This window comes from Microcystis aeruginosa NIES-843 (assembly GCF_000010625.1).
Taxonomy (GTDB): Bacteria; Cyanobacteriota; Cyanobacteriia; order Cyanobacteriales; family Microcystaceae; genus Microcystis; species Microcystis aeruginosa.
Genome location: NC_010296.1, coordinates 4,904,396 through 4,925,655, shown reverse-complemented (window position 1 = coordinate 4,925,655; position 21,260 = coordinate 4,904,396). Strand labels below are relative to the sequence as shown.

Below are 21,260 nucleotides of genomic sequence, written 5' to 3'. Positions count from 1 at the left end.
GACAAAATACTCACTTTATGTTAAGCAAAAACACCATTTTCGCCATCCTATTAATTTTTGTGCCTATATCGATCGCCGGTTCCCTGCTACACTGGAGCGGAACAGTTGTTTTTATCACCGCTTGTCTAGCCATTATCCCCCTAGCGGCCTACATGGGGGAAGCCACCGAAGCGATTGCGGTGGTGGTCGGGCCAAATATTGGCGGTTTGATGAATGCCACCTTTGGCAATGCCACAGAATTAATTCTTGCCTATGTCGCTTTGCGGGAAGGTTTCATCGATGTGGTAAAAGCGACGATTACTGGCTCAATTATCGGTAATTTACTCTTAGTTATGGGATTATCGATGTTTTTAGGCGGTTTACGCTTCAAAGAACAGGAATTTCAACCAATAACTGCCCGTTTAAATGCCTCGGCCATGAATTTAGCGGTGGTGGCGCTCCTTTTACCCACTGCCGTGCAATTTACCTCCACGGGAGTCGGGGAAGCAGTCCTGCAACGTCTATCCGTGGCCGTGGCAGCGGTGTTAATTTTCGTCTATGGTTTAAGTCTCTTATTTTCCATGAAAACCCACACCTATCTCTACGATGTCGGGGTTGCCGGTATCGAGGAGGAAAGCGCCAGAGAAAGCACCGCAAAACCGAAAATCTGGTTTTGGTCTTTGATTTTATTGATCGTTACCATCGCTGTGGCCGTAGAATCGGAGTTATTGGTGGCATCCCTAGAGGAGGCTACGGAACAGCTAGGTTTAACGGCACTGTTTACCGGGGTGATTCTTTTGCCTATTATCGGTAATGCGGCCGAACACGCTACGGCCGTCACCGTCGCTCTTAAGAATAAAATGGATCTATCGGTATCTGTGGCCGTCGGTTCCAGTATGCAGATCGCCCTGTTTGTGGCTCCGGTTTTGGTTATCATGGGTTATATTATCGGTCAGCCCATGGATCTAAATTTTAATCCCTTTGAGTTGGTGGCAGTGGCTGTAGCGGTGTGGTTGGCTAATTCGATTAGTAGTGATGGGCGATCGAATTGGTTAGAAGGAATGTTACTCTTAGCTACCTATGCTATCCTGGCCTTGGCTTTCTTTTTCCATCCTCTCACCGCTTAAAGTTATTTCTTGGAGATATATAGACAATGACGGACGCTTTCGCTTAAGGGAGTGGTAAAACTGGCAATTTCGAGGATTTTACCGCCAGCTTTCCCTAGATTCTCCTCTAAACTTAAACTATCCTGCGCGGACCACTGACCACGATAGAGAATAGCGATTCCGGTCTTTTTCAGGAAAGGCAAAGCATAGTTAACACAGATATCCACATTACCTACCGCTCGCAAACAGACGATATCGTAAGCACAGTTATGTTTAAGGTTTTTCCCGACGATTTCCGCCCGACCTAAACGAGTTTTCGTGTTATTTAACTCTAATTTGTCAATAACTTCTTCAAGAAAATTAATCTTTTTTTGGGTGGAATCTAAGAGAGTCACCGACCAATGGGGATATGCGATCGCAATTGGCACTCCCGGAAATCCGGCCCCGGTCCCCAAATCGATGACTGATAGGGATTTTGTCAATAAATCTGGCTGGGATTTTTGTAACCAAGCTAAACCCGATAAAGAATCCCAAAGATGTTTTTCCCAAAACTCCTCCGGTTGGGTAATTCGAGTGAGATTAAAACGTTGATTACCCTCTAAAATCAAGTCATAAAGTTGTTGAAATCGCGCTTGTTGGGCCCCATCGGGTTGCCATTCTAGGGTTTCTTGCCAAAGGTCAAATAATTCAGGAAGGATCATTAATTCAGTTATCAGTTATCAGTTATCAGTTATCAGTTATCAGGTATGAGGGGAGTGGGGAAATTTCAACTAATACCCCAAAACCTCAACTATCCGTTTTTTCACTTTTTAATTCCCTCAAATGTCCTTGTTCAATTTTCCAGTGACGGTCAGCAATAGGCAATAATTCTCCGGCATCGTGACTAACTACTAATAAAGTCCAGTGTTGTTTGAGACTAGCGAGAAGTTTAGCCAATTGACGACGCATCGACCAATCTAAACCGGCCGTAGGTTCATCGAGAAGTAACAGATTAGGCTGCCGGATTAACTGGACAGCGAGAGATAAACGACGCTGTTGACCTCCACTAAGATTGTGGGGAGAAGTATCCAGAGGAATATTTTCTAATCCTACCTCCTTTAAGGCCGCTGTTAGGCGATCGCTTTTAATCTCCGGATGACCGAGACGCAACTCCTCAAGGATGGTTTTACCGCAAAAATGACGTTCAGGAAACTGAAAAACGATTCCTCCTAATTGTTGCAGGTGCAGCACCGTTAATTCTTGGTCGCGCCAGTGAATCGTCCCTCCTGTTTTATCGGCAAAGCCTGCTAAAATTTCCAAAAGAGTCGTTTTTCCAGAACCACTGGGGCCGACAATCAGACCTAATTCTTGGGGGGCTAATTCGAGATTAATCCCCTGTAAAATGGGATTGAGAGCAGCGGGAGGATGATAAACCACATCTTTGAGATAAAGCATTGACAGGAAAATAACTGGAAATTAAGTCTAGAAACCCGTTTCTATTGTGACAGATTTTTTCATTCGCTCAAGGAGACTTTTGACCATGGTGCTGAGGTTAGGTTTAACGAAAAAAATGGCGATCGGTGCTTCCCTGGCTGTTATGGTAATGGTTAACTGGATTGGTCCCGGGTTAGCTGGAGATCCTTTCCGCAAAACCAATCCCCGACCGATTGGTGATAAGACCGAGGCCGCTTTTAACGCTATTTTTAAACAAGGTAACTATCTAGAGGCAAAAAAATTAATTGTTGAGGCCACAGAAAAGGAACCCCAAGAACCTTTGTCCCATGCTATGCGCGCCTCTCTTGCTTTTACCGACCAGGATTGGAACACCCTAAAAACCTACTCCGAGAAAACTAAGGAAGCGGCCAAGCAAATGCAGGCCAGCGACCCCTTAAGGGGAAATTTGTATCTAGCGGTGGGGAGTTTTTTAGAGGGAACCTACGTTTTTCAAACCGAAGGAGCAGTATCGGCTATCCCCAGATTACAACAGGTGTTTCAGTATTTGGAAACCGCAGAAAAGGTTAATCCTACGGATCCGGAATTGAACCTGTTAAAGGGTTATATGGATTTGATTTTAGCGGTTAATCTGCCCTTTTCTAGTCCCCAAGAGGCAATTCAACGGCTAGAAACCTACGGAAGTCCTGATTACTTGGTCGACCGAGGTATAGCTCTAGCTTACCGGGATTTAAAGCAGTATGATCAGGCTTTGCAGTTTATCGATAACGCTCTGAAAGCGACCCCCGATAATCCGGAATTAATGTATCTGAAAGGTCAAATCCTAAGAATTCAAGGCAATACGGATAAAAATACTGGCTCTTTGAAACTGGCATTGGATTACTTTAATAATGCCCTGAAAAAACAGGAACAACTCCCCGAATCGGTCAAAAAACAGTTAAATCGCGAACACCGTAAGGTACAGGAGGAGATTAAATCCCTAGAAAACACGGCTAGTCGCTAAAAAACGCCTAAAAATAGTCAATGTTTGTTTTTTTTATCAGTTATCAGCTTCTGAAGGCAAGAGGCAGCCGTCAAGGGTGCATCTCACATTTGCAGGAATACCGACAATCAGGAATTGTCAGTGACTCTTAGATGATGACAAATGTATCAGCAGCTGCGTGTAAGCATCTCACCGAAAAGCTAATGCGCTCCGGGGTTTGGGGGGTAGAACCCCCCAAAAGCTGGGATTGAGTGATAAAATCGGAAGTAATGCCCGATTTTAGCCGAGAGTTTTCCCGTAAAAATCCCAATTGGTAGATTTACAAAAATGAGATGCACCCGCCGTCAAATTTTGCCAAAACAGAAAATCTCCTCTTATGGTATATAAAGTAAAGGATTATTAAGCTTCGCGGAAGTTTATTAATTAAAGTTAAAAATATATTGACAAAAAAATTGGCTTGTGGTAGGGAGCAGAATTTAGCCAAACCTCCTAGCTGATTTCTTGTCAAGGGTTCACCTAAGTGTAATTGGAGATTTCATGACGGCAACGACGGATAAATTGCATGGGGAGTTGATCACCTCGATCGAGCCAGACTTTAAACTGAAAGATATTATTAAAAGCATTCCCAAAGAATATTTCCAGAAAGACCCAGTTAAAGCTTGGTTTGGAGTGATTACGAATATTTTGGCGGTCATTGCGGGTTATGCAATGCTAGTTTATTCTCCCTGGTATTTACTGCCTTTAGCTTGGATTTTCACGGGTACAGCTTTAACGGGATTTTTTGTGATCGCGCATGATTGCGGTCATCGGTCTTTTTCCAATCGACCCTGGGTTAATGATCTTGTCGGTCATATTTTCCTCTTACCGCTTATCTATCCCTTCCACTGCTGGCGTTTCCTGCATGATCGCCATCATACTAAAACTAACATGGTAACTATAGATAATGCTTGGGATCCGTGGGAACTAGAAGCTTTTAACTCGGCCAATCCCTTAGTGCGTCTCTTTTATCGCGGCATTCGCGGACGTTTCTGGTGGCTTGGTTCGATCGCCCACTGGGCTATTCTACACTTCAACATCGAACAATTCAAGGAGAACGAACGGGAAAAAGCGCGCTTTTCGATGATTGTCGTCCTAGTTTTTGCCGCTATTTTTTTCCCAACCCTAATTTTCTACACTGGTGTTTGGGGATTGGTTAAATTTTGGGTGGTACCTTGGTTTGTCTATCATTTTTGGATGAGTACCTTTACCCTTGTCCATCACACAGACCCCGATATTCAATTTTCCTATCCCGAAGACTGGAATCAAGCTTTAGCGCAACTAGAAGGGACAGTTCACTGTAGCTATCCCCGTTGGGTAGAAATTCTCTGTCACGATATTAATGTCCATATCCCCCATCATATCTCGACGGCGATTCCTTCCTATAACCTCCGCAAAGTTCACGCTAGTCTCAAAGAAAATTGGGGTAGTCACCTGAAAGAAACCGAGTTTTCTTGGGCATTAATGAAGCGAATTGTTGATTATTGCCATATTTTCGACTCCGAAACCGCCTACAAAACTTTTAAGGAAAGTCGCGGTTAAATCAGTTATCAGTGATCAGTTATCAGCTATCAGTGGGTAGGTTATCAGTTATCAGATTTGAGTTTTAAGTGACAGTATTAAATAGGGTTTGCGGCAAAAAGTTTTTCTTGGGGGCAGGGTGTGGGGTGTGGGGTGTGGGGTGTAGGGTTTTACCGATTTTCAGGTGGTCAACTACCTAATTTTCAGGGAAAAAGTCCCAGAATTTTCCCCCTGATCACTCCCAGTCCTGGACTTTTTGATTGACAAAAAGTCTAAAAGTCTTACCCAACAAGGTTTTTAGATTTATTCAGCCAACCCTAAATAGGGTCTGCGGCAAAAAGTTTATTGGTGGGGTTAGGAGTCGGTCGTCAGGAGTCGGTCGTCAGGAGTCGGGAGGGGAAGTCAGAATAACAGAATGACCTCGCACGTCTGGAAGCGGAACCCTTCGAGATCGAAGAGCGAAAGTGCAAGGGTTTTGAGTCCCTCGGATCGATTTCTCAACGTTTGTTTCTGGCACTTTTTGGGCTAAAAAAGTGCCAAAACCGTTTTCTAGTAAGGCTTTCAGTAATTTTCAGCAAACCCTAAATAGAAGTTTCCTACTGTCTTTTCATTGATTACTGATAACTTACCCACTGAAAAAAGATTACCAGGAACCGCGTTTACCATTGGGCATAACTGTTAACCAATTGGTTTTTGCTAGGGCGATTTGTTCTCGAGTTACTTGGGCATCAGAGAGATTAGCCCCGCAAAGATTAGCATCTTTGAGATTAGCGTAGCGAAGATGGGCGCCAGTGAGATTAGCCCCGCGTAAATCGGCCTTTTCTAGGTCTGCATAACCGAGATAGGCATTATTTAAATTGGTACTTTTGAGAATAGCTTGACTGAGATTAGCCCGGCCCAGATCCGCATTGGACAGATCTGCCCCTTGTAAATTAGCTCTTGTTAATTTGGATTGACAGAAATTGACGCCCACAAGTTTGGCTTTGGCCAGATTGAGATTTGGTAATTCCTCTTGGGCGAAATTGCGCCGGCCGTTATTGTAAGCATCGAGAAGCGCTTTTTCATCTAAGCGGGGTTTTTTCTTCAGTAAGGTTAGCTCTGTGCTGCTGCGGGCTTTACTTTTATTCAATACATTTGTATTAAACAGCGAAAAAGCCATCTGTCCCCCCAGCATATTATCTGGAGAGGCCTCTGGATTTTGATTTTTGGGACGAAATTTAGACTTGAGAGGGACAGAAACGGAGGAAGTGGCCATCGAACCTGAATTTTGTCGGGGGGGCTGGGAAGTAACCATTGGAGCGGCGATTAAACTTTGGGCTAGACTGTCGGCATAAGCCGTCATGTCTAAAGCATCCATTACCTCTTGAGCGGATTTGTAGCGATGACGGACAGAGACTTCCAGCATTGTTTTCAGGACTTTAGCAAACTGGGGACTCACCTTGACTAATTTTTCCCAGAGTAATTCACCTGTATTAATATCAACTTCGATCGCTTTAGGAGATTTGCCCGTGAGTAGATAGAGACAGGTAGCTCCCACCGCGTAGATATCACTAGCGTAAACGGGACGCATGGCCATCTGTTCGGGGGGGGCAAAACCTTGGGTACCCACGGCAAAATTAGTCAAAGCGGTTTGAGAATCGGCATTGGCCATGACGCTATTAACTGGATTTTTGACGGCCCCGAAGTCAATCAGAACCAATTTTCGGTCTGTTTGCCGACGAATTAGGTTAGCGGGTTTGATATCCCGATGAATTACCCTTTGCTCGTGGACATATTTCAAAATCGGCAAGAGTTCACTTAAAAACTGTTTGACTCCCGCTTCGCTAAACGGTCCGCGTTTTTTGACCTCTTGGTGCAGGTTATGACCTTTAACGTATTCTTGAACTAGATAAAACTCTTGATTATCTTCAAAATAGTCTAATAATCGGGGAATCTGCGGATGAACTCCCAGTTTTGCCAAGGTTTCCGCTTCTCGATCAAAAAGATCCTTAGCCATGCGAAAAACACTAGCATCTTTAGGGGGAGGTTGCAGTTGTTTGACCACACAGAGGGGCTTATCTGGTAGGGACAGATCCGATGATACAAAAGTTGCCCCAAACCCTCCTTTCCCCAAAATGCGTAGGGTTTGATAGCGGTCGTGCAGAAGAAGTTTTGAACCGCAACTCTCGCAGATTAACGCTGTCGGGGCGTTTTTTGGTTGAGTACAGTTGGGATTAAGGCAGTAGGTCATCTAGAATCACCAATTGACCGATACTTTTTTACTAACACACCTTAACAATGCACTTTAAGAGATTCTCCTCAAGGGGGGTATCTCCCAAAGTCTAAAACCAGAGGCCTCAGACAATCAAAGCGCCTGTAACGCCTTTTTTGTTTGACGCTCCCCGCTCTAAAGAGACGGGGATTCTTCGTTCATTGAGTCTCCGTTAGCAAGCAGGATTTCTCCAACCAACCAAGAGGGAATCTCTCCCGAAGCGTTTAAAGTTTGCGTGCGCCCCACGCTACTTAATCCCTTTTGCAAGATGTTTAAAGCGGCGTTTCTGTCTCGACAATCTGTGTATCCACAATGAGGACAAACATGGGTTCGAGTAGATAGCGACTTTTGGACTTTTTGTCCACAATTAGAACAATTTTGAGACGTATTATGAGGTGAGACAGCTATAGTTAACTTGCCGTATTTGTCCCCAAAATACTCTAGCCATTGCCTAAAAACAGACCATCCTGCATCGGTTATCGACTTGGCTAAATGACGATTTTTGACCATGCCTTTGATATTCAAGTTTTCATAGACGATTAAGTCGTTAGACTTAACTAAACGGAGTGCCACACTTTTGACAAACTCTTCTCGTTGCCTACTTACTCTTAAATGTTTCCGAGCATATCGCTTTCTAGCTTTGTGATAATTACGAGATTGTTTTTTACCCTTACGGTATTTCTTTGACTTTTTTTTGTTTAATCGGTTTAGTTGTTTTTCAGCTTTTCGATAGTAGTTCGGACAATCAATTTGATGGCCTTCGCTATCTACTAAGAAAAACTTTAATCCGACATCAATCCCAGTGGCTTTCTGGGAAGGTGTTAAAGGCTTAACCGTGTCTCTGGGGTCTAATTTAAGGCAAAACTGCACATAATAACCATCGGCACGATTCAGGATTCTTACCCGTTTAATCTGGTCTGGTTGATAGTAATTAATATCTCTAGAACCAATCAACTTAAGAGTGCCAATACCTTTTTTATCTGTAAAGGTAATATGGCGTTTATCTTTTGATAGCTTCCATCCAGATACTTTATACTCAACGGAACGGGAATGTTTTTTAAACTTAGGGTAGTTTTTCTTTCCTTTAACTTTATTTTGGCAATTATCGTAAAACCGAGTAATTGCCCGCAAGGTTCTTTCTACAGCAGTCTGGCAAGCATGGGAGTTTAAATCATCAACAAATTTAAACTCTTTCCTTAATGCTGTGTTGTATCGAAATAACTCTGTTTTGCCAACACCCTGATTATCCATCCAATAACGCAGGACTTTATTCCGAACAAATTGGGTTGTCCGTATTGCTTCGTTAATGCCTTCTATCTGATTAGGTTTTGGCTTAACCTTGTATTCTAGTACAAACATCTTGACACTGCTCGATCGAGTATCAACATCTTAACACAAAATTCCTTAAGTTGACAATACATATTTAAGGTGGAGCCGCCCGACCCTGCGCGGGCATGGCGGGGCTTGTACCCAAATTTTCGGTCAACTAATGTTAGCTTTTCTTGACAATTAATCATCCCTCATCGAAAATTTGGGTCTGAAACCCCGTCGTTCTACGACGGCTTTACTGTTAAATATTAGCACATTTACGAAATATATGCTAAAATGTGAGGTATGGAAAAAGCCTATTCGTTTCGATTTTACCCCACACCAACACAAGAGTCGCTATTGCGGCGCACATTGGGCTGTGTAAGATTAGTTTACAACAAAGCTCTCCACGAACGAACACAAGCTTGGTACGAAAAGCAAGAAAGAGTAGGATATGCTCAAACTTCTTCAATGCTAACCGATTGGAAAAAGCAAGAAGAATTAGAGTTTCTCAATGAAGTAAGCTGTGTTCCTTTACAACAAGGGTTAAGACATTTACAAACAGCTTTTACTAATTTCTTTGCTGGTCGTACTAAGTATCCTAACTTTAAGAAAAAACATCAAGGAGGAAGTGCCGAATTTACCAAATCTGCTTTTAAATTCAAAGACAAACAAATCTATTTAGCTAAATGCACAGAACCCTTACCTATTCGATGGTCAAGACAAATACCAGAAAGCTGTGAACCAAGCACAGTAACAGTCAGATTACATCCTTCTGGACGTTGGCATATTTCAATAAGATTTGATGACCCAACAATCCAGCCATTACCCCCAACCGATAAAGCCATCGGAATTGACTTAGGAATTAGTAGCCTAGTAATTACCAGCGATGGCGATAAAGTATCTAATCCTAAGCACTTTAAAAAGCATTATCGGAGACTGCGAAAGGACCCAAAAAGTCTTTCTCGAAAACAGAAAGGCTCAAAAAATCGGGAAAAAGCAAGAATCAAAGTAGCCAAGATTCACGCTCAAATCACCGATAGTAGAAAAGACCATTTACACAAGCTAACCACTCAATTAGTTCGTGAAAACCAAACGATTGTGGTTGAGAATTTAGCCGTCAAGAATATGGTCAAAAACCCGAAATTATCTCAGGCAATATCTGATGTAAGCTGGGGAGAAATCACTCGACAATTAGCCTATAAATGCCGTTGGTATGGGAGAAACTACATCGAAATAGATAGATGGTTTCCTAGCTCTAAAAGATGTAGTAATTGCGGGTATATTGCTGAGAAAATGCCGTTAAATGTTCGAGAGTGGGACTGTCCAGACTGTGGGACGCACCATGACCGAGATATTAACGCTAGTAAAAACATTTTGGCCGCAGGGCTTGCGGTGTCAGTCTGTAGAGCGACCATAAGACCAGAACAGAGTAAATCTGTTAAGGCAGGTGCGAAAAATCCTTCGGGAAAGAAGCAGAAACCCAAATCGTGAGGTTTGGGAATCGCCGTCCGTTTTACGGCGGCGAGGATGTCAACACTTTTTCACTTTTATCAAAGCGGCCCGGGCCTGTTCGCGGTCATCGAAATGGATTTTTTCCGTCCCCAAAATTTGATAATCTTCGTGACCTTTACCGGCAATAATTACTCCGTCTCCCGGTTGCGCTGCTTGAATAGCGGTGTCAATGGCCAAAGCGCGATCGCTAATTACCTGAACAGTAATTTCTGAGGGAATGCCAGCGACGATATCCTGAAGGATTCGTTCGGGAGACTCTGTGCGGGGATTATCGGAGGTAACTATGGCTAAATCTGCTAATTCTGCCGCTATTTTACCCATTAACGGCCGTTTTGTCCGATCTCGATCGCCGCCACAACCAAAAACACAAATCATCCGACCAGAAATAAAGGGCCGGGAAGCTTTTAAAACATTCTCTAAACTGTCGGGAGTATGGGCATAATCAACAATGACGCTGATATCTTGGTCGGGAGCGATGCTAACCCGTTCCATCCGCCCCGGTACTCCTGAAAACTGGGGAATTTGACCGATTACTTTCCCTAAATCTACACCACATTCTAACACTGCTGCCACCGCCGCTAAGAGATTAGCCAGATTATATTGACCCACCAGAGGAGAAGCAAAGGCTATTTCCCCTTGGGGAGTCACCATCACCCCTTGAACTCCCGTGGGTTGATAGTGTAAATCTTTAGTATAAAAATCGGCACGAGCATCGCACACACTATAGGTTAAAACCTGTTGAGGAGAGAGGGAGGCCGCTAAACGTTGACCGTAGGCATCATCAAGGTTAATAATCGCCTTACCTTGCAGATAATCGGGACTAAATAATTTAGCTTTAGCGGCAAAATAATCTTCCATATCGAGGTGATAATCGAGATGGTCTCTGGTGAGATTGGTAAACACCGTCACGGGAAAAGTACAACCCTGTACCCGTCCCTGGGCCAGTGCATGGGAACTAACTTCCATGACGGCGATTTCATTGCCGGCGCTCACCGCTTTGGCTAAACTAGCTTGTAACTCGTTAGCGAAAGGGGTGGTATGATTAGCGGTTTCTTGGAATCCTTGCCAACGGGTGTAAAGAGTCCCGAATAACGCGGTGGGAATCCCTGCTTGGCTGAGAAAATATTCAATTAAATGGGTGGTGGTGGTTTTGCCGTTGGTTCCCGTCACACCGATTAATTTTAGGGTTTGGGCAGGATAATGATAGAATTTAGCAGCGATCGCAGCAGCGGCAGTAACTAAATCTGCCACAACCATTACCGAAGCATCCTCCGGGGGGGGAAATTTAGCTGCGGCTGCCGGGGAGATAATCGCCGCTACGGCCCCGGTTTCCAAAGCGGAACGCCAAAATTCGCCCCCATCGACGCGAGTACCGGGTAAACCGATAAATAAATCTCCCGGTTGACAAGCATGGGAATTGGTGGAAATTCCTGTAATCTCGGTTTCTAAAGCGATAGGAGAAGAAATCGGGGAAACCAGAGGGATAGTTGTTAAAAGCTCTTGTAGTTTCATAGTCAGGATTGAATCTAGGGATTGCTGCTTTTAGATTAGCCGATTATCAAAGAGGTTCCTAGGCCGAAATGGGAAGTGGGGGTGTGGGGTGTGGGGTGTGGGGTGTGGGGTAGTGGGGTGTGGGGTGTGGGGAAGTGGGGTGTGGGGAAGTGGGGAAGTGGGGTGTGGGGTGTGGGGTGTGGGGAAGTGGGGAAGTGGGGTGTGGGGTGTGGGGTGTGGGGTGTGGGGAAGTGGGGAAGTGGGGAAGCTGTCTCATCACCCTATCACCCCAAAACCCTATCACCCTATCTCCTGCCTTTTGCCTTTTGCATGAGTGCCTTTTGCCTCCTGATATCTGCGATAAGCTAAAAAAAACAAGGCTATAGCTTGTCAACTATTGAAGATTTTCTGCTGACGATTTTCGGGATATTTATATGCAATTCGTCGATTTTCTGGCTCTCATTCATCCTGTCCTAGGGATAGTGGTCGTTTTCCCTATGATCGGCCTCGTAGTTAACTTTGCTTGGCAAACCCGTCAACGTCGCCTAGAAACCAATGCGGGAAATAAAAGTAAAATTCCCCCAGTGGTCGGGCCAGAACATCTACGCTGAGGCCTCTGGTTAACGGGTACAGTGGTAGGGGTTAACCTTTTAGCACTAGCTTACTCGGTCGTTTACGGTTTTAATGGTTTTGTCGATCAACAAAAAGATGGAAAATTAGACTCCTTTCAGGTCATTTTTGTGATTTTGATGTTTTTTGTCACCATTGCCTCTTTGGTCTGTCTCTACCGCGCTAGACAAGCTCTCTGGCGCGGAATTTTTGCCACCTTGACTGGCATGGGTTTAATTATTATCGGTTCTCAGGATGGGGTCTGGCGACTCTCTGACCAATGGTACTGGTCTCACTACTATATCGGCATGGCGGCATCATTACTGATGATTTTCTCTCTGGCAATTGTCGAAGATATCTATAAAGACCGTTCCCATCGTTGGCGCATCGCCCATACAATTCTCAATTGTATTGCTCTGGCTCTCTTTCTGGGACAAGCCATGAACGGTTCCAGGGATTTGCTGGAAATTCCCCTCAGTTGGCAAAAACCGGCAATTTATCGCTGTGATTTCACCAATAAAACCTGTCCTGAACCGAAATCCTCAACCCCGCTTATCGACCCGATAAGTTAAACTTTTTTAGGGACTGGGAGAGGGTGAGGCAGTCGGGAAATTAATCACACATAGAGACAGTCGGATCGGTATCGATGGGTTCCTCACACCAATTGGCAATCTTACCAAGTCGGGGAAATTGGGGTTTCAGGTCTTGGATTAAGTCAGTCCATTCTACCATTTGAGTAACAGCTACAGCACCGCTATTTGAGGCACAGTCTGTAATTTTGCCCCAATTTTTACCCCAGGCAGCACCGAAGAAATTACGATCACCAGTGTTACCGAGGGAATAGTCAGGAGCAAAGATAAACGCTTGTAGTATTTGGTTTCCTGTCAGACAAATTTGCGGATTGGGGGAACCTGATCCATTATCGGCATAAATTTGTAGATTGCCCGGTTTACAGTCAGACTCACCAGCACAATTGTGTTCGATGGCACCTTGAATATTACCTCTAACATAGAAAACTACCCGTTGCCCCCGAGTAATGGTAATCTTATCGCCAACACTCAAGTTGATTTTATTAACGATATACTCGTACACTTGTACGCTTTGACCGTTAATCGTGCGGGTAGTGGGTGTGTCTCCCGGTCTGGGAAAAGTTTGAGAAGTATTAAGTAGCGGAATGTTCTGACCAGGGGGAAGGCCGGTGGGAATCGGCGGTAAATTGGGGAAAAACACACCGACAAATTGTGCTTCGTAGTCGCGACTGGGTGCGGGTGTGGGCTGTTTAATCTTATCTTGTCTGTTATCACATTCTGGCCTCGCCACAACCTCCACCACATCCCCTTCAAATTTAGCATCACCGTCCGCCGTTCCCTCACTTATCCATAAAGCTGGGACCGTGGTGCGGTTAAATGCGAGGGGAGGGGCATCAAGAATAGGGATAGTTACCACCACACGGTTACGGGAGGCGGCATTGTCGTCACTATCTCTATTGATAGCAATGTTAGTTAGGTCTATTGCGGCACTTTTGCGGGAAAGTCCTTCGAGGGTGAGAACTCCCTGCCCGGACACAGGATTATAATCATATCCAACCACGCGATAATAACGATTATTACCGAGATCAACCCATTTATCTTCGCTCAAATCTTTTAATTCAGGGATTTTTGCCTTCAAGGTAGCAGCATCGTTGGGATTACTACAGGAGGGGGCGGCGTCGACTAATTTTTTTAAATGTCTTTGTAAATTGGTACTGGGATTAGTAACCACTTCGGCGTTCTGCCAACAATCGCCACCAGGAGGACAATTCCTGTCAACCGTCGCCATAACTCGAACACTATTGAGTAGATCCTGCACGCGAGCCAGCCCCACTTCGGAACTTGTTAAACTATCAGCCCGGGCTTTTTGGGCAATTACTTTCGATTGGTCCCCTTGGGCGCGCATGATCATAGTCATTCCTGTCACCATCAGGATAAGTCCAATTAACACGGCAAGAGGCAAGGCAAACCCTTTTTCCTTATTAGCCATCAGGTGAAGACATAAACGATTGTTCATAAGCCAGTCCATCTAAGAATGGTTACTCTTACTATAATACTGTCAAGTTTTGGTCAAGTGACAACTGTGATAATACAGGAATAGCCATGTGAGTAAAATCACAGACAAAAGCCAGTTGATACGATAATCAGTCATTAATTTTTCGATAAGTATTTTCGATTTTTGACTGAACTAAAGGGCTGTTTTTCGATTCAGAATTGCCCGACAAATCAAGCCTATCCCCCGAAAAAAGCTGATAATTAACAACCAAAGGGATTGTAATTCTCCTGCCGTATTTTTCAGATCCCAGCGCTGGGGAAGACAGAATAAAAAAGTAATTAGTTTTCTCTGGTCTGATAGGCTAAGTGGCTGGAATTTAAGGGTTGCTTGCCAGATTTTTCCTCGTTTTTCTAGATTGACTAGATGAGACGATAGGCACAAATCTTCGCCTAAAATATCTAGGAGTAATTTTTCTGAGTAGATGGGTTCCCTCAGGTGAATTTCTGCCCCTATTTCTGAAAGTTTTTTCAGATTGCCCTGTCTAATTAGGGTCTGCTGAAAAAGTTTTTGCCGCAAACCCTAAATAACTTCATAACCTTTGGCAGAGATAGCAATTCCCGTGAAATAGTCTTCACTAATAGATTCTGTATTGAAGTAGTCCACTTCGTCTAATGCTTTTCTTCTGACAATAAAAGAAGTGCCAGCACAGACAGGACTACCCACCCCATCTTTAGCTGGTTGGATATGACGATAAAATAATTCTTCGTCGGGAGTAACGATATTTTCTAAACCTAAGTTATGGGCGATAGGATCAGCATTATAAAAGCTTTGGGGAGTTTGCACTAGGGCAATTTTAGGGTTTTGAAACCAGCCAACAGTTCTTTCTAAAAAGTTACGACAAGGGATAAAATCTGCGTCAAAAACTACCACTAATTCCCCTTGTGTTTGTCTGAGAGCATGGTTTAAATTGCCTGCTTTAGCGTTTTTTCTATCCTCACGAGTTAGATAATGACAATTTAATTTTTCTGCCAATTGATGAATTTCTGCTCTCTGGGTATCATCGAGAATATAAATATTTTTATGAGGATAATTAAGGGCTTGACAACCAATAATAGTTCTTTTGAGTATGAAGGCTGGCTCATTATAGGTGGGAATCAGGATATCTACCGTGGGCAAATATTGTTTATTGATCACTGCTTGGCTATAAAAATCAGCTTCTTTGCGTCTATCTTTTGTGGTTAAGACTAAAACTAACTGAATTATGCTACCACTTAAAACTATCATCTCAATGCCTAAAAGCAGTAAACTAAAAAAGGTATTGAGAGGAGTAGAAAGATTTAAGGTGGCCAGAATTCTCCAAACTAGATAGCGCAGGGTGATAGCGAGAGTGATAGAAATAATGACTAATCTTGACCAAACTTGCGGACGCGGAGAAAATAAAATGATTAACTGCGTAAAAATTAGCAGGATAACTGTGGGTAATAATAATTGATAGCTATGAGCAACCGTGGGAACTTTAATCCAAGCAAATGGATTAAAAAAATCTTCTACTAAGCCAAGGATTAATCGCTAAATATTGTGTTCTGGCCAAGATAATGATAAACTGACCATCATTAGCCCGCCGATCACTGCTAACATAATTAAGATAACTGATATTATCGCTAAAATCGACTTGAATACGGAGGAATACACTGGTTTTTGAGGGAACGGAAAAATCGACTCTTGGTTAGACATAAATCCCCTTCTGAGTAAATAAATCTAACTACATTTTACAATTCTTAACAAAAACCTGGGCATTGGGCAGCTTTCTCATACTTGGGAATGATACTAAATCGTTTTATGGGAAACCCTTGGAACGCATTTGCGGAGGTTCTACCTTGGAACGAGACAAATCGAACTTTAAAAACCCAGTTATGGATTGTTGCTCCCTACACCCTACCCCCCACACCCCACACCCTGTCTCACTTTCAATCTGCTTGTCACCCCGTCAGGAACATAGTATACTTTGGTTAACCGTGAGGAAAAATTAATCTATGATAGCCGTCAAAATCGCCGTTGTTAGCGCTCTCGTTTTAGTTGTGGTCAAATTCGTCGCTTCTGTTCTAGGCAAAGGCAATATACCCCTACTTAATCAGGCTGTCACCGTGATTTTAAGCCTTTTTATCGGTTTTGAGTTGATTCAACTAGGACAAGCGGTGATTGAAAAGATTAATTAAGGGTAATCGGCTCTCTTGGATGGTGTGTGATCAACAGGATTGATCGTCGAGATTGCCAGTATAGACTAGATGCTGCCGTCAACCTTTGGTCAAGCTGTTGCGATACAATCCAGCAAAGACAAGAGAGCCTGTTTACAGAACCGATCGATCGCTTTAGGTAGTGTACTCGGCGTTAATTTTGACGTAATCGTAACTAAGATCGCAACCCCAGGCCGTACCTGTTCCCGAACCGTTACCGATACAGATAGACATTAAAACGGTATCTTCTCGTAAATAAGCCCCGCTTGCTGCCGCTTTCAGGTAATTACTGGCACTAGCTCGATCGAACGCCAGAGGTTGGCCATTTTCCATCATCACGAAGTCGCCTAACTTAATTTGCAGATCCTCTTGATGGAAGACTATCCCGGCCCGGCCCGCGGCCGCCGCAATTCGTCCCCAGTTAGGATCTCGACCGAAAACCGCCGATTTTACCAAGGAAGAACCGGCAATGGTGCGAGCAATCTGACGAGCGGACTGATCATCGGCCGCCCCCGAAACCCGCACTTCCATTAAACAGGTGGCCCCTTCGCCATCCCGGGCGATCGCTTTCGCCAAGTATTGACAAACTTCCGTTAACATGGCCTCTAACTTTTGGGCATCCCGGCCCATTTCTGTGATGGCTGTGGTGCGCGATTGACCGTTAGCCAAGGCGATCAGACTGTCATTGGTACTGGTGTCCCCATCCACCGTGATCTGATTAAAACTTTTATTGGCCGCCCGACTTAACATATTTTGCCAGAGAACCGTCGATACTGCGGCATCACAGGTAATAAAGGAGAGCATCGTCGCCATATTCGGGTGAATCATCCCCGATCCCTTGGCAATTCCCCCAATTGTGACCGGACGACCCTCGATAGTGGTTTGCAAGGCGATCGATTTGGGGACTAGATCCGTGGTCATAATCGCCCGGGCCGTGCTTTCGCCACCATTTTCCGACAATAAACCCACTAAGGTCGGTAAAGCGGCGGTTAACGCATCCATGCGAATCCGTTGCCCGATGACTCCTGTAGAAGCCAGCAAAATTGCATCGGCGGGAATCCCTAAAACTTGGCTCAAGGCGGCGGCACTATCGAGGGCATCTTGCCATCCAGCTGCCCCCGTGGCGGCGTTTGCTTGGCCGGCATTACACAAAATCGCCCTGGCGCTGGCTTTAGTTTGTAGGCGTTGACGGCAATAATCGACGCAAGCGGCCCGCACTTGACTGGTGGTAAAGACTCCGGCGGCGATCGCTTCTGTTTCCGAGACAATTAGGGCTAAATCGGGCAAACCGGACGGTTTTAGCCCCGCGGCCATCCCTGCGGATTTAAATCCTTTTGGGGCCGTGATCCCCCCCTCTATTTCCTGCCAATCGGCCATTTTATCCCGTCTCCTACTCAAATTCGACACTCGATTTTGACTCTCCCCCGCTAACCGCTCGCCCGGTGTAGCGGGGGATTCTCGGTTCTTAGGCTTTTAACTAGATCGACCTGGTTTAACCCGGTCGATCCCCGTCAGATCGCCTCCGCGAGCGTTTTCTAACACGGTCAGTCCGACCGCATTTTTTCCTCGGTTCTCGATTACCTTCGCTGATGCCGTGTCTCTTGGTTCGATGTTACCGCAAGAATCACACCGGTGGACTCTTTCCGATAAGGACTTTTTGCCGGTAATCGCGCCACAATTCGGACAATCCTGGGAAGTTCCGTTTTTATCGACTTTAAGATAATATTTTCCCCGTTTCCAAACAACAAACGGTAGTATCTCGTTAATAAAACTACCGATACCCGAATCTAGAGATTGTTTTCTAACGATTCCTCTAGACCAGGAAACGAAGTTAATATCCTCAACGAAGATATTATCAGCAAAATCGCCAAGGTAATGAGCTAACTTAAAATGCCAATCTCTACGAGTATTAGACACTTTCTCGTGTAATCTTGCTATCTTCTCTTGGAGTTTTAACCAATTGTTCGAGCCTTTGACTTGATGTTTCAAGCGTCTTTGTAGCAATTTAAGCTTACTCTGTACTTTCAACAAAAATCGAGGGGCTTTGATTAAATCTTCCCGTGAAGTAGCGACAAAACTTTCAATTCCCGCGTCAATTCCTAAACAGGTCTTCCCTACTGTCATATCGGGAACTAATTCCGTAGATTGGAAGGAAACCGAAACGTAAAATCCCGACGCTTTTTGGATAATTCGAGCTTGTTTAGGCTCGAACCCAGACGGGTATTCTCTAGATGGCCGTATGCTAATTTTTCCTAATTGTGGAAAATTCAAACATCCATCCCCTAGAAAGTTTTTTGACAGCGCAGGAAAAATAAAACTTCGCATCTTTTTTTTGAATCTAGGAAAGCCGAAGCCTTTCGACTTCATCTGGTTAAACGCCTTATCTAAAGTTTTTAAGACTTGCTGTAAAACTTGAGCGTTAACCGTCTTTAATATCGGGTAAACTTTTTTAGCTTCCGTTAGATTTTTAGCTTGAACGAAGTAATTAGGATAGGGTTCATCCGCAGGAATTATGTACTCGGAAACTAACGAACAACGATCCGCAAGACACTTTCGAGAGTTCAACCAATCTTTTCGCTCCGCCAGCGCGTAATTGTAAACGCTTTTGGCAACATCAAGAATGTGGATGATCTCCCGTTCCTGTTGTCTGTTTACCTTTAGTTTGTACTGGTAGGTAAGCGTTATCACTGTCGTTCGTTTCGTGATGTACAACTAGATTATAACACTTACCGCCTAATATGTCAACTGATTACAATCATGAATTTTGCTCTGTTTATAGACTTACCGCTCAGGTCGTATTCGTCATCAAATACCGACCATTGCTATTAACAATGAAATCTTAGCCCGACTTCAAGAAATTTTTGTGTCAACGTCACAAAATGGGAAAGCGTGTTGCTTGATTTCAACGGTGAATCGGATTACGTTCACCGGATTATCGATGACAAACCTGACATCGCTTTATCCAAATTAATCGCTAACCTTAAAACAGTTAGTAGTCCCATTAATTAGAAAGGAATTTCTGGATTTGGCGGCAAAGTATTTCGACAATAAACCTTATTTTTGGACGGGAGGTTATTTCGTGGCTAGTTGTGGAGGTGTTACTGTCGAACAACTAAAAAAATACGTCGAGAACCAAAACTCCCCGAAAGTGGAAACCCTACCGCGTTAGTTTCATTCTGGTCGCGATTCATCTCCCGTTAACCGCTACGCGGTTTAACGGGAGTCCTCTCGCGACCTTGAGATAGCAATTGACACACTCCCACCGTCAAGCTACGGTTGCGGGTTGGGGAGAAGGGAGAAGAGAGCGGGGGGAGCATAAATAAAAATAATCCAGGAGTCTCGGAGTCTCCCTTGTCCTGATTAAGCTGTCTCTTGGGCAGCGGCTAATTCTGCCAGTTTTTCCTGTTGATCCTTGGCGATACAGGATTGGATCACCTCTTCGATATCGCCGTCTAAAATGCGATCGAGGGAAAAATTCTGATTTAAGCGATGATCGGTGAGACGATTATCCTTATAGTTATAGGTGCGAATTTTTTCCGAACGCGAACCAGTTCCCACCTGAGAGCGTCGCATGGAACTGACCGCTTCCTGTTGTTCCTGTAACTTCATATCGTACAGTTTCGCCCGGAGAATCTGCATGGCCCGTTCCCGGTTTTGCAATTGCGATCGCTCCTCGGTACAAAAAACTCGGATTCCCGTGGGTTTATGGATTAAATCGACGGCAGTTTCCACTTTATTGACATTTTGACCGCCTGCACCCCCGGATCTAGCCGTGGTTAACTCAATATCCTTGGGATCGATATGCACTTCCACATCGTCCACTTCTGGCATAATCGCCACGGTAGCGGTAGAAGTGTGGACGCGACCACTGGCTTCCGTCAGAGGAACCCGCTGCACCCGATGGACTCCCGCCTCAAATTTCAGCTTACTATAGACGTTATCGCCTTTAATCTCTAAAATTGCCTCTTTAAATCCTCCCATATCCGCCTGAGATTCACTCAAAAGGCTAACTTTCCAGTTTTGAGTTTCGGCATATTTTGAGTACAAGCGAACTAAATCCCCCGCCCAAATACTGGCCTCATCACCTCCGGTCCCAGCGCGAATTTCTAGCATGATATTCTTTTCATCGAGGGGATCCCGGGGCAGCAGCAGAATTGTTAATTGGTCTTCCAAAGTGGCGATTTTTTCCTCTAATTCTGCCACTTCTAGGGCGGCCATTTCCCTTAATTCGGGATCGCTGGCGGATTCTTTGAAGATTTGTTTCGCACCGATTAAATCCTCTTGACTTTTTTGCCAAATTTCGTAAGTGTTGACCGTTTCCTCTAGGGAAGCGCGGGATTTGGCCAGACGATGCAATTCACCCGGATTACCGGTGACATCGGGATCCGCTAGACGACGGGTTAATTCTTTGTAGGTCTGTTCTACAGATTGCAGTTTGTCTAGTAAATAACTTTCAGCCATAATCGATAGCCACAAATAGGGTTAAACGGGGTTAATTGGAATATAACCCGCAAATTCACTGGATTAGAAGCGTCTAACAGATAATAGAGACGCAATCCTTTTAATTGTCTTAATTTTCTTGGTTTGGGGTTCTTCGAGCCTGGAAAAATCCCGCCCAACTGCTGACAGTCAGTCAGTTTTGCTAATACTTAGAAATATTTTTGGGCCAGCAAGCGGCAAGGGAAGACATTTTTTTCTTAACCAGATTATTCCTATATCTGAAACTATCATTTTTTGGCCGGTTTGAGCAAGTAATGTTAAATCCTGTTTAA

At 44.3% G+C, this 21,260-nt stretch carries 17 protein-coding genes and 3 pseudogenes; 9 read left to right on the top strand and 11 right to left on the bottom strand.

Going from position 1 to position 21,260, the window contains the following annotated elements:
* The first annotated feature begins 17 nt into the window (after positions 1–17).
* Positions 18–1,106: a calcium/proton exchanger gene (gene cax, locus MAE_RS23300; protein WP_012267708.1), complete on the top strand. Its 1,089-nt coding sequence runs from the start codon at positions 18–20 to the stop codon at positions 1,104–1,106.
* 2 nt (positions 1,107–1,108) lie between these two features.
* Here the strand turns inward: cax and rsmG are convergent, their stop codons facing one another.
* A complete protein-coding gene (gene rsmG / locus MAE_RS23295) occupies positions 1,109–1,786 on the bottom strand; it encodes a 16S rRNA (guanine(527)-N(7))-methyltransferase RsmG (protein WP_012267707.1) in 678 nt (225 codons plus the stop codon).
* 85 nt (positions 1,787–1,871) lie between these two features.
* Positions 1,872–2,519, bottom strand: a complete 648-nt coding sequence (locus MAE_RS23290; RefSeq protein ID WP_002780686.1) for an ABC transporter ATP-binding protein — start codon at positions 2,517–2,519, stop codon at positions 1,872–1,874.
* 85 nt (positions 2,520–2,604) lie between these two features.
* Here MAE_RS23290 and MAE_RS23285 point away from each other — a divergent pair, with 85 nt between their 5' ends.
* Together MAE_RS23285 and MAE_RS23280 are read left to right on the top strand one after the other, a co-directional pair.
* Positions 2,605–3,519 carry a Sll0314/Alr1548 family TPR repeat-containing protein gene (locus MAE_RS23285; RefSeq protein WP_002796137.1) on the top strand — a complete coding sequence of 305 codons (915 nt, stop codon included), beginning with the start codon at positions 2,605–2,607 and terminating at the stop codon, positions 3,517–3,519.
* A gap of 516 nt (positions 3,520–4,035) precedes the next feature.
* A complete protein-coding gene (locus tag MAE_RS23280; RefSeq protein WP_002796135.1) occupies positions 4,036–5,076 on the top strand; it encodes a fatty acid desaturase in 1,041 nt (346 codons plus the stop codon).
* 622 nt (positions 5,077–5,698) lie between these two features.
* Here MAE_RS23280 and MAE_RS23275 read toward each other — a convergent pair.
* Positions 5,699–7,285 carry a serine/threonine-protein kinase gene (locus MAE_RS23275; protein WP_002796134.1) on the bottom strand — a complete coding sequence of 529 codons (1,587 nt, stop codon included), beginning with the start codon at positions 7,283–7,285 and terminating at the stop codon, positions 5,699–5,701.
* Positions 7,286–7,441: 156 nt separating this feature from the next.
* The gene (locus MAE_RS23270; protein WP_012267704.1) at positions 7,442–8,665 is read right to left on the bottom strand and encodes an RNA-guided endonuclease InsQ/TnpB family protein; all 1,224 of its coding nucleotides are present in this window, start codon (positions 8,663–8,665) and stop codon (positions 7,442–7,444) included.
* Positions 8,666–8,920: 255 nt separating this feature from the next.
* Between MAE_RS23270 and MAE_RS23265 the strand changes: the two genes are divergently transcribed.
* Positions 8,921–10,108 carry an RNA-guided endonuclease InsQ/TnpB family protein gene (locus MAE_RS23265; protein ID WP_012267703.1) on the top strand — a complete coding sequence of 396 codons (1,188 nt, stop codon included), beginning with the start codon at positions 8,921–8,923 and terminating at the stop codon, positions 10,106–10,108.
* Between the two features lie 39 nt (positions 10,109–10,147).
* Here MAE_RS23265 and MAE_RS23260 read toward each other — a convergent pair whose 3' ends face one another.
* Positions 10,148–11,641, bottom strand: a complete 1,494-nt coding sequence (locus MAE_RS23260; protein ID WP_012267702.1) for a UDP-N-acetylmuramoyl-L-alanyl-D-glutamate--2,6-diaminopimelate ligase — start codon at positions 11,639–11,641, stop codon at positions 10,148–10,150.
* 75 nt (positions 11,642–11,716) lie between these two features.
* Between MAE_RS23260 and MAE_RS32830 the strand changes: the two genes are divergently transcribed.
* On the top strand, positions 11,717–11,989 hold the full coding sequence (locus MAE_RS32830) for a hypothetical protein (protein WP_158303557.1): 273 nt from the start codon (positions 11,717–11,719) through the stop codon (positions 11,987–11,989).
* Positions 11,990–12,054: 65 nt separating this feature from the next.
* Positions 12,055–12,801, top strand: a pseudogene (locus tag MAE_RS23250) (DUF4079 domain-containing protein).
* 40 nt (positions 12,802–12,841) lie between these two features.
* Here the strand turns inward: MAE_RS23250 and MAE_RS23245 are convergent.
* A complete protein-coding gene (locus MAE_RS23245) occupies positions 12,842–14,275 on the bottom strand; it encodes a hypothetical protein (protein ID WP_041804321.1) in 1,434 nt (477 codons plus the stop codon).
* 171 nt (positions 14,276–14,446) lie between these two features.
* Positions 14,447–15,988 (bottom strand): annotated as a pseudogene (locus tag MAE_RS36240) (glycosyltransferase family 2 protein).
* A 299-nt stretch (positions 15,989–16,287) separates the two neighbouring features.
* Between MAE_RS36240 and MAE_RS23235 the strand changes: the two are divergent.
* Positions 16,288–16,470 (top strand): hypothetical protein, encoded by a 183-nt coding sequence (locus tag MAE_RS23235; RefSeq protein ID WP_002769951.1) that lies wholly within the window; start codon positions 16,288–16,290, stop codon positions 16,468–16,470.
* 153 nt (positions 16,471–16,623) lie between these two features.
* Here MAE_RS23235 and argJ read toward each other — a convergent pair whose 3' ends face one another.
* Entirely contained in the window at positions 16,624–17,865 is a 1,242-nt protein-coding gene (argJ, locus tag MAE_RS23230) for a bifunctional ornithine acetyltransferase/N-acetylglutamate synthase (RefSeq protein WP_002796125.1), read from the bottom strand.
* A gap of 96 nt (positions 17,866–17,961) precedes the next feature.
* Entirely contained in the window at positions 17,962–19,176 is a 1,215-nt protein-coding gene (locus tag MAE_RS23225; RefSeq protein WP_041804320.1) for an RNA-guided endonuclease InsQ/TnpB family protein, read from the bottom strand.
* A gap of 195 nt (positions 19,177–19,371) precedes the next feature.
* Here MAE_RS23225 and MAE_RS35420 point away from each other — a divergent pair.
* Both MAE_RS35420 and MAE_RS35415 read left to right on the top strand, forming a co-directional pair.
* A pseudogene (locus tag MAE_RS35420) lies at positions 19,372–19,497 on the top strand (transposase); the annotation flags it as partial.
* Between the two features lie 16 nt (positions 19,498–19,513).
* Positions 19,514–19,657 carry a transposase gene (locus tag MAE_RS35415; protein ID WP_231859667.1) on the top strand — a complete coding sequence of 48 codons (144 nt, stop codon included), beginning with the start codon at positions 19,514–19,516 and terminating at the stop codon, positions 19,655–19,657.
* Between the two features lie 191 nt (positions 19,658–19,848).
* Here MAE_RS35415 and prfA read toward each other — a convergent pair whose 3' ends face one another.
* Both prfA and MAE_RS36235 read right to left on the bottom strand, forming a co-directional pair.
* Positions 19,849–20,949 carry a peptide chain release factor 1 gene (gene prfA, locus MAE_RS23220; RefSeq protein ID WP_002796124.1) on the bottom strand — a complete coding sequence of 367 codons (1,101 nt, stop codon included), beginning with the start codon at positions 20,947–20,949 and terminating at the stop codon, positions 19,849–19,851.
* Positions 20,928–21,107, bottom strand: a complete 180-nt coding sequence (locus MAE_RS36235; RefSeq protein ID WP_002796123.1) for a hypothetical protein — start codon at positions 21,105–21,107, stop codon at positions 20,928–20,930. The genes prfA and MAE_RS36235 overlap by 22 nt, the downstream gene beginning before the upstream one ends.
* Positions 21,108–21,260: the final 153 nt, after the last annotated feature.